This window comes from Clostridium sp. AM46-21 (assembly GCF_003480025.1).
GTDB classification, from domain to species: domain Bacteria; phylum Bacillota; class Clostridia; order Lachnospirales; family Lachnospiraceae; genus Coprococcus; species Coprococcus ammoniilyticus.
In genome coordinates, this window is the sequence record NZ_QUIB01000003.1 from 192,591 (window position 1) to 208,089 (window position 15,499).

Below are 15,499 nucleotides of genomic sequence, written 5' to 3' on the forward strand. Positions count from 1 at the left end.
CTTTGCTTATAATCATGAATGTCATGCATCTACTATAATAGACAGGATGACTCCTAAAAAAGTTTTAACATAGTCTTCAAAAAAATCCAGATAGAGCATTTCTGCCATATCCGGACTTCTGCTAAAATATACATATTACCTGTTCTGCCTATGCTCTTATCCTACAATTGTCTTGATTTCCGTCTCACTCATATCGGTTACATCCATGATCTGCTCTAAGGAATAGCCTTTCTTATGCATTTTCAGGATAACCTCAGATTTTCCAATAGTCTTGCCTCGTGCTTCGCCTATTTTTTCGCCCTCTGACCTGCCAGCGACCATGCCAGCAGCTCTACCAGCGGCTTCGCCCTTTGCATATCCCATTTCTTCTACGCCTTCACTCAGATTACACATGACTTTCACCTCATCTCTAATACCATTTCTGTCTACCGGTATGTCATACTCCTGTTTCATAAGCTTCAATTTTTGTTCTGCCGTCATTGTCTGCGACAATAATGTTCCAAGTAATCGATGCAGTTCATATTGTTCTTCCTTTGGTGGAATCTCCTTTGCCAGACCGATCATCACGATGTTAGGGATATCCAGATTGCCTTTCCAATCCTGTTCGCCAAGTAAATCATCTTTTACCATATGAATATGACTCAGACTGTTCTCTTTCATATTCATACAGATCCAGATGGAATACACCTGTTTGATCTCATTATAATCAGAACCTGTAAATTCCCGCTCTTTCTGGGATGACACCAGTCTTGCCGTATAGAAGATTGCCCGATTTAAGATATGATACTTCGTCGGTTCATTCTTCTGGGCTTCCAGATTGATGATCATTTTCGCCAGTCCATCCCGCATCCGAACATAGAAGATAATATCAAAATATATCTTTCCCTCATCAATTTCGGAACTTTCTGTATTCAGTCCGACAATCCGTTCACCGGTTCTGGCATCCACCGTTTCTTTGTTCGTTAATCCCGGTTCTACCGGAACCTGGCTGATATACGGTTCACCTTCAATCAATGACGCAACCGTATCTGCATCCATACCTTTAAATTCTTCTACTACCCTGATCAGTATATGTGCCAATATGATCTTCTGTCCAAGCAAGCGCTTGGCACTGGCATCATACTGTGCTTTCTGATCAGTAGCCTTGGAGGAATATACAATTTCGTTATCCATATTTCATCTCCTTTCCCGATAAAACAGAATAACATGCATATTTTAGCTTTGTATATTGCCTCCGTCTCTCCAAGTTTGATTGTAACGGATATCAGAAAGGAAAACAAGTTTATAATTATTTATCAATATTTCGCAAAATCATTTAATAAACTTGTCGCAGCCTGTGGATTTCTCTTTTTTTCAATCAAATATTGAATAATCTTCTCCAACTCCTCCGCTGCATCAATCGTAATAAAAATCTTATATGCCATATTTTGTCCTCATATCTGCCACAAATGCATCTGCGTCTATACATGTTCCCTGCTCTGCGTGTTCCCTCGCATCTTCCAGTCTTTTCAGTACATCTTCTTCGGACATACTTTGATATATGTTGTTACTTCTTTTAATCTCAAATGGAAATCCATTTGCGGCTACTGCCTGTGTCAAAAAGATTCTTATCGCTGTCGTAGTATCTGTTCCCAAATCCTTGAACAAACTATCTGATTTTCTTTTTAATTCATCGTCTACTCTAACCTGAATTGTACTTGCCATATAGCGCCTCCTTCACTCTTGCTGTTGTATTGCATTTGTATTGATATATCAATATATTGTATTACTTTTATATGTTTATATTACAATATCAAATATAAAAAAACAATATTAATGATAATTTCATTACAAAATTCAAAATAAATACAATTTTTTGGAAAATAAAAATGTTATAACGAAACAATACCAGATACAAATATATACTTTGTATCTGGCATTTATATTCTTTAAACTATATTCTATTCTGTCTTACAGGCTCATGCCACCGTCTACACGGATAACCTGTCCTGTAATGTAAGATGCCTTGTCGGATGCAAGGAATGCTGCTGTCTCAGCGATATCTGATACCTCACCCAGTCTCTTAACTGTGATGTGGTCGAGCATCGCATCCTTCATCTTATCTGACATTGCGTCTGTCATATCTGTCTTGATGAATCCCGGCGCAATCGCATTTGCTGTTACACCACGGCTGCCAAGCTCCTTTGCTACAGACTTCGTCATGCCGATGATTCCGGCTTTGGATGCAGCATAGTTGATCTGTCCTGCATTTCCCTCAATGCCGACTACGGATGACATGTTGATGATCCTGCCGTACTTCTGCTTCATCATCGGTCTGTATACATGCTTGATACAGTTAAATGCACCCTTCAGGTTGATATTGATAACCTGATCGAAATCTTCTTCCTTCATACCGAGCATGATATTATCTTTTGTAATACCGGCATTGTTTACGAGGATATCAACTCTGCCATACTGCTCTAGTGCGAACTTGATAAGTCCCTCTGCTTCTGCAAAATCAGCTACATTTGCCTTATAAGCAACTGCTTCTCCGCCAGCTTCCTTGATCTCTGCTACGAGACTGTTTGCACGTTCCTCTGAGCCATTATAATTGACAACTACCTTTGCGCCATATCCTGCAAATGTCTTTGCAATGGCTCTGCCGATACCACGTCCGGCACCTGTTACGACTGCTACCTTATCCTTAAGCATTCAGTTCCTCCAATTTCTTCAGATCATCAACCGTTGCGATGTTGATGCATTTCATTTCCTTGTTGATCTTTCTCATGAAGCCGGACAGAGTCTTTCCAGGTCCAACCTCTACAAATGTATCTACGCCGTCTGCGATCATAGCTTCGATACTCTGCTGCCATCTGACAGATGAATATACCTGACGCATCAGTAAAGTCTTAACCTCTGAAGCATCTGTTACATAACATGCATCAGCATTACATACATACGGAAGGAAATCGTCTGCAATCTCTACATCTCTTAAGTATGCATATAACTTTTCACCGGCCGGTTCCAGCATCTTGGAATGGAATGGGCCGCTGACATTTAACTTGATCACTCTCTTGGCTCCTGCTGCCTGAAGGGCTTCACATGCCTTGTCGAGAGCTTCTGTCTCACCGGAAATAACGATCTGTCCGGGGCAGTTATAATTTGCGATCTGGACATTACCCGGTGTCTCTTCACAAACCTTCGCGATCACATCTGCATCTGTAGCGATTACAGCTGCCATTGCACCCTGACCAAGCGGAACTTCATTCTGCATCAGAATACCACGCTGTCTTACGGTACGGATCGCATCCGGAAGCTTCATAGCTCCACAAGCTGTAAGTGCGCTGTACTCACCAAGTGACAGACCTGCGAATACATCTGCCTTCAAACCTGCATTCTTTACATGCTCATAGATAGCAAGTTCTGCTGCTACCATAGCAGGCTGTGTATATTCTGTCTTGTTGATATCTTCATTTTCCTCAAAGCAGATCTTCTTCAGATCAATGTCAAGCACACTGTCTGCTGTATCGATTACTGCCTTGCTGTCTTCAAAACTGTCATAGAAATCCTTAGCCATGCCTACATACTGTGCGCCCTGGCCAGGGAAAATAACTGCTGTTTTACCCATTTTCTCACCTGTCTATTCTTTATATTTACTGACAACGGCCGAACATCATTCACTCTTTGACTGTCGCCATCGTCTGTTCCTCTATACTAAAAGAAGCAGCCAGTCTGTCATCCACCAACCTGCGCTGGGCAAATCTGGTATATAGACATCTTCGCTGCCTCTTGTCTGCTTCTGATGTGAATTATTCTTCTACACCTTTGCTCTTAAGATAGTTAAGTACGTCTTCGAATGTAGCAACGTCTTCAAGCTCCTCAGCAGGGATCTCAACGTCGAATTCATCTTCCATCTTCATTACTATCTCATATAAATCTAATGAATCTACTCCTAAATCATCTTTGAAGTTAGTATCAAGCTGCATCTCATCCTGTGATACTCCTAACTGCTCTTCGAAAATAGCTTTTACCTTATCGAACATATTAATAATTCCTCCTAAATATAGTAAATGTTTATCTCACTGCCCCGCGGACGATTATAATATAACGCATGGATACAGTAAAGTCAACAAAATACTGTTCCGTTTTTTTCCTTTTTTTCTATCTGTTTCTGACAGCATCTAACGGCTGCAGTTTCGATGCAAATCTCGCAGGAAAATATCCGGCACATATCGCAAGCAGAATCGCTCCGACAACGGCTCCGACTGCAAGCTCCCATGGGATCATTGCAATCTGCGTTCCCTTTGCCAGATCGAACATTTTAATAGCGATCTTATCTACGATACCCTTAAAACCATACGATAAAAGCACTCCTATGATACCGCCCGCCGCTCCGATGATTCCTGCCTCTGTAAGGAACAGGAGCTGCAGTTCATCCGGGTCGCAACCAAGAACCTTTAATACACCGATCTCATTGATCCGGTCAAATACCGATGTTGTCATGGTATTGCTGATTCCGATCACCGCTACGATCAGTGCGATTGCTCCGATACCACCCAGTAAAAGCTGTACCATCTTCAGATATTTCTGTATCGTATCCAGATACTCTTTCTCATTTTCCGTCGTATACCCCATATCCTGAAGCTTCTTCACGATAGAATCGACATGATCGATATTATCAACAGTCACAACCGCTCCGGAATATACGAAATCCTTGTACGGATTTCCATTTGCATCAAGCGGCTGTCCCGGCAGCGTTCCCCCACTGGATACTCTGCCTAAAAAGCTCTTTAACACATCCAGATCGCAGTAAATGCTCTGTGAGTCTCTGTTATATGTATCTTCTCCACTGTCAATAACCGCTCCGACTTCTATCTTCACCGGTGTCATCTCCTGTGAATCCCAGAAGGACAGATCCACTTTTTTTCCGATCCATGTCTCTGCTTTTTTCTTCTCTGTCACATCATAGGTCTGCTCCGTTTCCGGATATAGAATAAGGATGTGACCTTATTTCCCATAATAAGCACCGGCTTCACGCTCGATGTTGTCTGCTTTGACGTCTTTGTATACTTAAGCTTCGCAAGTTCCGACTGTGGAATACCGGTAATCGCACCATCATAAGAATATTTTCCATTTGTGATGGTCACATACATCTCATAGGTCGGATATACGGAACTGACATATTCAAGCTCCTGAAAAGTTTTCACGGTCTGATCCATGATCATCCGGTCTTTGTGCTTGCCGCCGGTTGCTCCGGTCACCTGAATCCGGCAAATACTTTCACTATCCACCATGGTATTGATCATTTCCTGTCGTACGCCGATACCAACTGCAAGCAGGGTCACAACAGAGATCACACCGATCACAACTCCAAGTATGGTTAGAAAGGTTCTGGTTTTTCGTCTTTTCATATTCATCAAACATAAATGACTGATCCAACCCATTTAGAACTCCTCCAATATCTCTTTCTTCCTCTTTCTTCTGCGGATAATCCAGATAACAATAAGTGCTGCAACAACCACAGCAACAACGATCTCTATGATCATCTTACTGTAATCTTTCTTCTGTACATCCTTTACCTTTTCAATATCTGTATAGACAGGTGCATTTACGCTGATTGAGAAATTTTCTTCCAGTGTTGTTACATTTCCTGACTTATCTTCATATGTAACGATAAGCTTACCCATCTCACCGCCGGTGCCTGTCGTCTTCGTTGTGTTTGCAAGTATATCGATCGAGCCATTCTTACCCGGTTCGATATTGCCGATATAGACATCACCTTCAGATGTAAATCTTGTATCGATCTTTGCCTTTACATTATAGAGGGTAGATGCTCCCAGATTGCTGACACTTCCCATGATCTCGATAGAATCTCCGAGTGTCACATCTGACTCTGCATATACGCCTGTGATCTCACCACGCTGTTTGATCGTAACCGGCAGATAGATCGTATCTGTCACGGTATATGGATTGCCATAGCGGTCTTCATACTCATCTGTCACTGTCAGCTTATAAGCCTTTTCTTCCAGATTGGCTGCTGCCTGCATCGGGAACTCAAATGTATAAGTCTCTCCGCCTTCCAGACTTGCCAGATATCCGGTTCCGGCTCCGGATGCCGGAATCAGTTCGCCTCCCTCGGAAGCGACTGCCATTTTCAGATTACTGATCTTTTTATCTGCGGTATTCTTGATCGTAACCTCAAGTGTAAAGGTTCCGCCTGCCACTACTTCATTCTCTTTGATCTTATAATCGGTTACCATAACCTTTGGCTCCGCTGCTGATACAAAAACCATCGTGTCCTTATATCCAAATACAGTAAGGAATCCAAGTACACATGCCATACAGATTGTTAGTATTCGTTTCATCTCTACATCTCCTCTCCTTCTGATATCTTTCCATCCGTGATCCTCACGATACGGTCTGCCTCTCTCGCCAGATCGATATTATGTGTGATAAGTACCAGTGTCTGATCCAGCTTCTTAACAGAATCCTGAAGCAGAGTGATAACTTCATTTCCGTTTTTGGAGTCAAGTGCTCCGGTAGGCTCATCGGCAAGAATCAATGCTGGGCGATTTGCCAGTGCTCTTGCGATCGCTGCACGCTGCTGCTGTCCACCAGATAACTGATTTGGAAGATGCTTCCGTCTGTCCTTCAGACCTAACATCTCGATAATATGATCGATGTAATCGCGATCCGGCTTTCTGTGATCGAGCAGGATCGGCATCTTGATATTTTCCTCTACTGTCAGTACCGGGATCAGATGATATGCCTGAAATACAAATCCGATCTTTCTTCTACGGAAGACTGACATCTCCTCATCGGTCAGTCTTGTAATATCCTTTCCGTCTACGATGACATTTCCCTCATTTGGAGTATCCACACCACCCATAACATGAAGCAGGGTGGATTTACCGGAACCGGATGCACCGACAACCGCCACGATCTCGCCCTTATTGACTGTCAGGTTCACATCATCAAGTGCCCACACTCTGGTATTTCCTTCTCCATATATCTTTGTTACATGTTCCATTTTTACGATTTCCATAGTGTACCCTCTTTCCTCTGCCTTTCCCGCAGATCTTTCTATCTATAATTTTTATCTATATATTTATTGCATTTCTGTTTTTTAACCTTGTAATACAGCAACTCCGTTTCACCTTTCATCTGCTGTATCAAACTTACCTTTCACGCCTACTCTTCAAGCTTCAGATCTTCTACCATGGCTACCGGAAGATCTCTGATCCCCAGCCAGATGCTTCCGCAGATGATCAGACCGGATGCCACAAGTCCGACTCCAAATGCCCACCAGGCAATCGACTTTCCTGCCTCGATCACCATATTAAGATACATGAATACTCCATACGATAACCCGATACCTATAATAAAGCCGAGTACATTGGCTACCACTGTCGTCATAACCCCCTCTAACATAACGGTTTTCAACAGGCGCTTTCTGGACATTCCGATGACACGGAGCTGTGCGAATTCTTTTCGTCTCAGATGCAGATTTCCGGCTGTCGTATTCACGATGTTTACTGAGCTTAATACGAAGATAAACAGTACTGCTGCAACCGCATACCGGACAAAGCTTTTCAGGTATACACAGAGCTGCATAGACTCTCCATATAAGGAATCACCGATATAGGAAAGCATATCTGTTACAGAGCTGGCTGATACACTATCCAGATTTACCTTATATTTCATTCCAGCAATGTCATTTTCTCCATATCCGGTCAGATCGAAATAATCATTCTGGCGCATATAGATCTGACGGTCTGCAGTCTCACCAAATACCTGTGTGCCAAGATCCAGAATACCTTCGACCTTGTAAGTCTTGTAGTGTCCCTCTGCGATCAGCTGATCTCTGATCTGCTCATATTCCACATACTCCTGGCTCATAGCCGTTCTTCCTTCTGCATTTTCTATTTCGCCACTGTCTTGTGTCGTTCCTGCTTCCTTCTGCAGTTTTTCAAATTCCTGCTCGATCCTCTCCTTTGCTTTCAGACATTCCTTCTGATACAGAGCAAAATCGACTAACTGAACGGTATCACCCAGTTCAAAATGATAAGTCTCAAAATGATAGATCTTGTCATATAAAGTATCAGCCTCATCCCCATAGGCATCTCCGTCCAGATCCCAACTGTTAAAGCTTCCTCCTGCCACAACCAGAATACCATTCTCTGACAGCTCCGTTGTTCCCGCTGTCAGATATTTTGTAAGATGATTCAGATCTGAATCATCGCATCCGATCACATCGGTACTGTTTACCATAGTTTCCGCTACACTTCTGGCAACTTCCGGATCCTTATCATCAGATGCCTCTCCTGTTCCATTTAACTTATCCATATAGACACCGTAATAATGTCCCATCGTAACCTTGGTTCGAAATTCATCTGTGATCTTTCCTGTATAAGAATCCGTATCTACCAGATCGGCCTTGCAGCCATATACCTTCTTTGATTCTTCTACACTGTTATTCCGTGACAATTCCCGGAATACCTCTACAGATGGCAAGGTGCTCTGCGCTTCCTCCAGACTCGTTGTAGCGGATGAATATGATGTCAGATTGATCTGATAATCTCCAAACTTTTCATCTGTAGACTTCCAGTATTTCCGAAGCTGTCCCCAACAGCTGCAGATCAATACGATCGCCGAAATGCTAAACACCATAGCGGTTACTGTCTTTATAAATCTTCCTTTGTTTCGAAGAACACTCTTTCTGGCATATGATCCTTCGATTCCAAATATCTTTCCCATCAGTCCGCCGCCATGACGACGAAGCTTTTCTTTCTTGATCCTGTATTCACCACGAACCGCACTGACCGGCGTCATCTTCGTTACCAGCTTGGCATTCTCACGCATTACAAAATACATATCTCCCAGATAAGTGATCAGGATCGGTATCATCGGAATGATATGGAAGCCTGCGCTTATCTTAAATATAAATCCAAGGATCATGCTGACAATTCCGCCCATCACAATGCCGGCAAGCAGTCCGGCTATCTCAAGCATGGCTCCCATCCGATAGATAATGCCGCTTAGCTGTCCTTTCGTCGCTCCGATACATCGTAAGATTCCATAGTCTTTCACCTGCTCTAATGTGAACATCTGGATCGTATTTCTGATAACTCCGACTGCAAAGATTGCAAATATATATGCAATCAGCAGAACCACGATCAATATAACGGCAAATCCTTCCTCCATGTCCTGCAGATACCAAGTGGAAAGATTCCAGTTAAGTTCTGCATCCACCCCATAATCTTCTATCATCTCGTTCATGATCTTAGCCATCCTGTAAGGATGTCCGGTATTTACATACAATGCATTGTCGTATACCTTTTCTACATATTTGCCATCCGTTCCGTTCACTGTCTCCCACTCACTCACCGCATATTTTCCTGTATATGCCTGTGTGACCCGATCATCCGACGCAATCTGTGATAAAGTTTCCTGATCATCCGTCAGGAACACGATCTCATAGTCCGCTTCCTTTCTTACATCCTTTTGCTGCTGCAGCATATAAGAATAGAAAATGTTCAATCCCGCATACAATACGATCACTGTGATCATTACACCGATGATCGTGATCACACACCGCTTTTTGCTGGCTTTCAGATAATATGCTGCAAGTTTCTTATAGTCTGTCATTTCCCACCTCTCCTTTTTATTTCACACCGATAACTTTGGCCTTTCTTCATCATTATCGTTTTTTATTCCTCAAGCTTCAGGTCATCCACAATATCAACCGGAAGATCCCTAAGTGATACATAGATGCTTCCACAGATTACCAATGCAGATGCGGCAAACCCGACTCCAAATGCCCACCAGGCAATGGTCGGTTTTATATATAAAAGCATGCTGAGATATTCATAGATATATATTGTAAATATCGTACCGAATAAAAATCCAAGAATATTCGATAAGGCAGTTGCCATCACTCCCTCTAACATGACCGTATGGATCAACCTCTTTCTGGACATTCCAAGTACCCGGAGCTGCGCCAGTTCTTTTCGCCTCATATGCAGATTTCCTGCTGTGGTATTAATGATATTCACTGAACTTAATATAAATACAAAGGCAGCAAACGCCAACGCATACCGCATTACATTTCTGGCATAGGCATATCCATACAAAACATCCGTAAGATCGGACGATAGCATGTCAAAATAGGATATCGGCACACTGTCAAGATCGATCGCATACTTTACTCCCGTCATATCCTGTTCATCAAATCCGGTCAGATCGAAATAAGAATCTCTTTTCATATAGATATCAGCCCATTCCGGAATTATCTGATCTCCAAAATCCAGAACACCCTGAACCGTATAAGTCCGATAATATCCTTCCGCAATGAGTTCCTGCCGGATGCGTTCAGCAATCACATACTGTTCCAGTCCGGTCGATCTTCCCTCTTTTGTTGCCCGTTCTTCCGAAACATATTCACCATCTGCATCTTTCTCAGAACTGACCAAAACACTTTCCGCCATCATTTTTTCATAAGCGTCCTGATATCGCTTTTTATATTCCCTGTAATCGACCAGTTGGATCGTATCTCCTACCTGAAGATCATATGTATCAAAATGTTTTCCCAGATCATACAATGTCAGCTTTTCATCACCCGTCCAGGAATAATCCATTACACTTCCTCCACCGATAACCAGGATACCATCGTCATCCAGATCTGCTGTTCCACTCTTTATAAACTCTGACAGATAATCCAGATCGTTCTGATCACAGCCGTCAATGCTTATAGATGAACTATTCAGATTGAAAATTGCTTTTTTATACTCTACATCAGTTCCATCACGATATTCCTCTGTATCCCTTTCCCTCCATTTCTGCATTGTAATCTCAATATTGGTTCCATTACTTGTCTCTTCTATATAATCCTGATTCAGTTTGCCATAATAGGTTTCCGGATCTACCAGATTCCCTGTGGCACTATATATCAGTTTGGCTTCTGTTACATAGTAATGCAAAGCTTTTTCTTTGATTGCTTCGGCAGAGAACAAATAATCACTCTGTATCGATTCCACATCACCAAATATACTAACAGGACATCTTTCTTCTTCGAGATACCTGCCATACATATCATCAACATTCTTTTTCGTATCATGAACCATACCCCAGGTACTTAAGCATATAATGATCGCCGTTATGCTGAGCATCATAGCAGTTACCGTCTTTGCAAACCGCCCGCTGTTCCGCAATACGCTTTTCCTTGCATAGGCTCCTTCCATACCGAACAGCCATCCCATCAGACCATTGCCACGGACCTTGATCTTCTCCTTTTTGATCCGGTACTCTCCACGGACTGCACTGACCGGCGACATCTTCGTTACAATCTTTGAACACTCCTGCATTACAAAATACAGATCCCCGAGATATGCGATCAGGATCGGAATAACCGGTCCGATATGGAATCCAACATCTACATTCTTTAAAAAGCCAAGGATCACACTGACGAATGTTCCGAGCAGTACACCGGCTGCAATGCCTGTCAGTTCCATGCCCGCTCCCATCCTGTATATGATCCGGTTCAACTGTCCTTTGGTTGCTCCGATGCACCGCAGGATTCCATAATCCTTTACCTGCTCTAACGTGAACATCTGCACCGTATTTCTGATCATTCCGACAGCAAAGATTGCAAAGATATAAGCAACCAACAGAACAAGGATCAATACAACACCAAGCAGACCATCTGAATCCTGAAGATATAACACAGCCAATTCATTATTCAGCCTTGCATCCACTCCGTAATCCGCTTTCATGGCCTCCATGACCGACTCCATCCGATAAGGATGTCTGATATTCGCATATAAAGCATTTTTATAATTTACTTCTACAAATCTTTCTTCATCACTGACATATTCTTCACCGGAATACGCCCCGCTATATGCCTGAAGTACCCGGTCATCTGCTGCGATCTGCGCTAATCTGTCTGTATCTTCTGACAAAAAAACGATCTCATAGTCTGCTTCTTTCCTCACTTCCTGCCGTGTCTGAAGCACATACGAATATCCAAAATTCAATGCTGTATATAGCACTGCCACTGTGATCATCACCCCAACGATCGTAACGATACATCGCCTTTTACCTGCTTTTAGATAATAAAGTGCGAGTTTTTTATAATCTGTCATTCATTACCTCCCCGTGATATATATGAAAAAAAGATAGATACCTCTTCGTTGTATCTATCTTCTCACTTCTATCTTACATTCCCGTGAATATCTGTGTATTCTTTTCTTACAATATTGTAAGAAAGAGATAATTTCCTACATCAATTCCCATCACCATAGTATTTTCTGTTATTGCTTCACATTAATTTCTTTAGAATTCTTTTTAGAATCAGCTTAATCTACATGTACAAATGTAATGATAAACCAGGTATATGCTCCTTCTTCACTCCGCACCGTGATCTTGCCGCCCATTCCTTCTACAATAGATTTTGTAAGGGATAAGCCGATTCCGACACTGTTCGGATTCACATCATGGTGTACACGGTAGAATCGTTTAAATATATTTCCGAGATCCTTCTCTGCGATTCCCATTCCATGATCCTTGACATAGATCCTGGTAAAGACCGGATTGTGTTCTACCTCAACCGTGATCTCTGTCTTCTCCGGTGAGTAGTCTGATGCATTCTTCAAAAGATTGATGATCGCCTCTACGAGCCAGTCACCGTCACAGACCAGCTTCCTGCCATCCTCACAGATTACATGAACCTCCTGTTCCCTGCTCTCCGTCAGATAGGTTACGCTGTCTCTTGCCTGTAATAATAACAGCTTCAGATCACATTCTTTTCGGTCAAACTGGATTGCTCCCGCCTCGATCCGGGCAAGCTTTAAAAGAGATAATACCATCCATTCCATTCTGGTAAGCTGATTTTTTGATTCGTTAAGCACCCGCATCCGTTTTTCTTCATCTGTAAAGGAATCATCTAACAGCAGATCGATGAATACATTTAAGGATGCCAGCGGTGTCTTAAGCTGATGAGAGATATCTGACATGATATCACGTAAGAATACTTTCTCTGACATTTCCCGCTCTTTGCTTTCTTTTAAAAATGTCACCATCTTATAAAAGTTCGTATATAAGATTCCGATCGTGCCCTGCATGTATTCTTCCTCCGGTAGCTCATCTTCTCCCTGAAGCACACGAAGCATCTCATCCGACACATGCTCAATCTCCCGATAAGTATGGCCGATCTCCCGATAACTGATGAAAAACAGAATTACAAGCCCAACCGCTAACATCAGCAAAATAACTGCAATTCTCTTTTCATCGCCACCGAACAGGAACCGTATACCGATTCCAACCACTGCCAGCAATATTACAGCCAGGATCACAAATCGTTGTATGAACCGTTTTCTCTCAAAATCGCTTTTCAAGACTTTAGTTTCCTCTTTTAAACATCTCTTCCCACATTTACAAGAACCATAGCTGACATCTTCGGCACCTTCATATAAAGCATATTATGCTCTACTTTGTAGTCACAGGTTTCCAGACTGTAGCCTTCTTCATTTGTAAGCATCACTCTGCGCATGATCTCATGGTTCTTGACCCCAATCCGTCTGACATGCAGCTTCACATCGATGTCTTCATAATTTGTATTCAGGATCACAACCAGTTGCTCCGTATCTGTGAACCGTCCATATGCGATAATCTTATGTGCTCCATGCAAGAACATAACCGAGCCACGGATCAGAGCCTCATAGTTCTTATGGATACAGATCATGTCTTTATGGAACCGGATCAGTTCCATATCTTCTCTGCCCCACGGATACGTTCTACGGTTATCCGGGTCAGTCCAGCCACAAAGTCCTGCTTCATCTCCATAGTAGATCGTCGGAGCTCCTGGCCAGGTCATCTGGAATACAACGCCCTGACGGAATATACTCTTATCGATACCCTCATTTGCCGCCTGCGGCCCCATCGTATGCGTACGTCCGACTCTCCGGTTTGTACGGGTTAAGAATCTGGAATGATCGTGGTTTGATAATTCATTCATTGCAATCTCAAGGGATGGACGCTGGAATCTCGCCATATGATAATTCATGGCTCCCATAAATGTATCCGGATTACCCAACAGATCACCACGGAACTCATCACTGTGTTTCTCAACACCAGTCAGAAACCAGGTAATCGGCTCCATAAATGCATCATAGTTCATAACGGTATCCCACTGATCGCCCTTTAACCAAGGCTTTGGATCTCCATAATGCTCTGCCAGTACAATTGCATTTGGATTTGCCTCTTTGACTGCGTTACGGAACATTCTCCAGAACTTATGATTATATTCCTCCGAATGTCCGAGATCTGCTGCAACATCCAGTCGCCAGCCATCCACGTTATATGGAGGGGACACCCATTTCTTTGCTATATTCAAAATATATTCCACCAGTTTTGGGGAATCTTCATAGTTCAGCTTTGGAAGTGTATCATGCCCCCACCAACCATCGTAGGTGGTATTATACGGCCACACCTCTTCGTTATAAAACTTAAAGAATGACTTATACGGACTGCTCCAGGATACATATGCTCCCTTCTCGTAGCCTTCCTGATTCTCATAGATACACTCACGATCCATCCATTTGTTGAAGGAACCGCAATGGTTAAATACACCATCTAAGATAACACGCATACCACGACTGTGAATCTCCTCCACCAGTTCTGCAAAAAACTGATTGCTGGCTTCCAGATTCCGTTTGTCGGTTACACGGCTGATATATTTTGTTGCTCTTTTATTCTCTTTTACGCCATCCGGCAGACATTCGCCCTCGTCCACAACGATCTTTCCGAAATGCGGATCAATATAATCATAATCCTGAATATCGTATTTGTGGTTGGATGGTGATACAAATAACGGATTAAAATAGATAACATCTACGCCCAGATCCTGCAGGTAATCTAACTTATCCTTAACACCCTGAAGATCTCCGCCATAGAAACGTCCGACATCCATATTTGCCGGATATTCATACCAGTCCTTCACCTGTCTGGTAGGACTGTCGATGTAGCAGTATTCGTTGTCCAGTACATCGTTCGATGGATCTCCATTACAGAAACGATCCACATAGATCTGATAAAAGACAGCTCCCTTTGCCCAATCCGGTACATCAAAGCCCGGACAGATTTCAAAGTTATAGTCCGGATTCACATTCTTCTGTACACCGATCCTGTTATAATAACAGGTCACACAGCCCGAATGGACCTCAAAATAATAGGATATATATTTCTCTCCGGCGGGGATCACCGCCGTATAGTAATCAAATAAATCATCGGATTCTTCAACAGACATGACGAGTTCCTCGCCATTGTAGATCAAATAAACTTCATCGGCATTATCTGCACATGTTCGAAATCTAACCTTCACCTGGTCATTGATTCCAGGCTCCTGCGGTATTCTGTAGTATTCAGAACCATCGGAAAACAATCCCCCTACATTGATAACCGGCTTCAGATCATATATATAATCATGAATTCTTTCTGCGTTCGTGTATTTGTCGGACATTCAAAA

General features: G+C 42.6%; 14 protein-coding genes. All 14 read right to left on the minus strand.

Annotated features, from left to right (window positions below; all coding sequences use genetic code 11):
- Nucleotides 1-156 precede the first annotated feature (156 nt).
- Nucleotides 157-1,173, minus strand: coding sequence for an Rpn family recombination-promoting nuclease/putative transposase (locus tag DW959_RS03105; RefSeq protein WP_243023316.1), 1,017 nt, complete (start codon nucleotides 1,171-1,173; stop codon nucleotides 157-159).
- Nucleotides 1,174-1,295: 122 nt separating this feature from the next.
- Nucleotides 1,296-1,424: a hypothetical protein gene (locus tag DW959_RS14805; RefSeq protein ID WP_264293251.1), complete on the minus strand. Its 129-nt coding sequence runs from the start codon at nucleotides 1,422-1,424 to the stop codon at nucleotides 1,296-1,298.
- Nucleotides 1,414-1,704 (minus strand): type II toxin-antitoxin system RelB/DinJ family antitoxin, encoded by a 291-nt coding sequence (locus DW959_RS03110; RefSeq protein ID WP_117822291.1) that lies wholly within the window; start codon nucleotides 1,702-1,704, stop codon nucleotides 1,414-1,416. Before DW959_RS03110 ends, DW959_RS14805 begins: the two co-directional genes overlap by 11 nt.
- Nucleotides 1,705-1,950: 246 nt before the next feature.
- The gene (gene fabG / locus DW959_RS03115) at nucleotides 1,951-2,691 is read right to left on the minus strand and encodes a 3-oxoacyl-[acyl-carrier-protein] reductase (RefSeq protein WP_118483178.1); all 741 of its coding nucleotides are present in this window, start codon (nucleotides 2,689-2,691) and stop codon (nucleotides 1,951-1,953) included.
- Nucleotides 2,684-3,607 carry an ACP S-malonyltransferase gene (gene fabD, locus DW959_RS03120; protein WP_118483176.1) on the minus strand — a complete coding sequence of 308 codons (924 nt, stop codon included), beginning with the start codon at nucleotides 3,605-3,607 and terminating at the stop codon, nucleotides 2,684-2,686. Before fabD ends, fabG begins: the two co-directional genes overlap by 8 nt.
- A 181-nt stretch (nucleotides 3,608-3,788) precedes the next feature.
- A complete protein-coding gene (gene acpP, locus DW959_RS03125; protein WP_008402591.1) occupies nucleotides 3,789-4,022 on the minus strand; it encodes an acyl carrier protein in 234 nt (77 codons plus the stop codon).
- 118 nt (nucleotides 4,023-4,140) lie between these two features.
- On the minus strand, nucleotides 4,141-4,941 hold the full coding sequence (locus DW959_RS14420; RefSeq protein WP_243023317.1) for an ABC transporter permease: 801 nt from the start codon (nucleotides 4,939-4,941) through the stop codon (nucleotides 4,141-4,143).
- Nucleotides 4,938-5,423 (minus strand): ABC transporter permease, encoded by a 486-nt coding sequence (locus DW959_RS14425; protein ID WP_243023318.1) that lies wholly within the window; start codon nucleotides 5,421-5,423, stop codon nucleotides 4,938-4,940. Before DW959_RS14425 ends, DW959_RS14420 begins: the two co-directional genes overlap by 4 nt.
- Complete coding sequence (locus DW959_RS03135; protein WP_243023319.1) at nucleotides 5,424-6,344, minus strand: hypothetical protein; 921 nt, start codon at nucleotides 6,342-6,344, stop codon at nucleotides 5,424-5,426. It lies immediately after the preceding gene.
- A gap of 2 nt (nucleotides 6,345-6,346) precedes the next feature.
- On the minus strand, nucleotides 6,347-7,024 hold the full coding sequence (locus DW959_RS03140; protein WP_008402588.1) for an ABC transporter ATP-binding protein: 678 nt from the start codon (nucleotides 7,022-7,024) through the stop codon (nucleotides 6,347-6,349).
- A 146-nt stretch (nucleotides 7,025-7,170) separates the two neighbouring features.
- Nucleotides 7,171-9,627 (minus strand): ABC transporter permease, encoded by a 2,457-nt coding sequence (locus tag DW959_RS03145; RefSeq protein ID WP_118615362.1) that lies wholly within the window; start codon nucleotides 9,625-9,627, stop codon nucleotides 7,171-7,173.
- Nucleotides 9,628-9,689: 62 nt separating this feature from the next.
- Nucleotides 9,690-12,119, minus strand: coding sequence for an ABC transporter permease (locus DW959_RS03150; RefSeq protein WP_118615364.1), 2,430 nt, complete (start codon nucleotides 12,117-12,119; stop codon nucleotides 9,690-9,692).
- Between the two features lie 213 nt (nucleotides 12,120-12,332).
- Nucleotides 12,333-13,370, minus strand: coding sequence for a HAMP domain-containing sensor histidine kinase (locus tag DW959_RS03155; protein ID WP_117808153.1), 1,038 nt, complete (start codon nucleotides 13,368-13,370; stop codon nucleotides 12,333-12,335).
- Between the two features lie 17 nt (nucleotides 13,371-13,387).
- Nucleotides 13,388-15,493 carry a glycoside hydrolase family 13 protein gene (locus tag DW959_RS03160; RefSeq protein WP_021944614.1) on the minus strand — a complete coding sequence of 702 codons (2,106 nt, stop codon included), beginning with the start codon at nucleotides 15,491-15,493 and terminating at the stop codon, nucleotides 13,388-13,390.
- Between the last annotated feature and the right edge of the window lie 6 nt (nucleotides 15,494-15,499).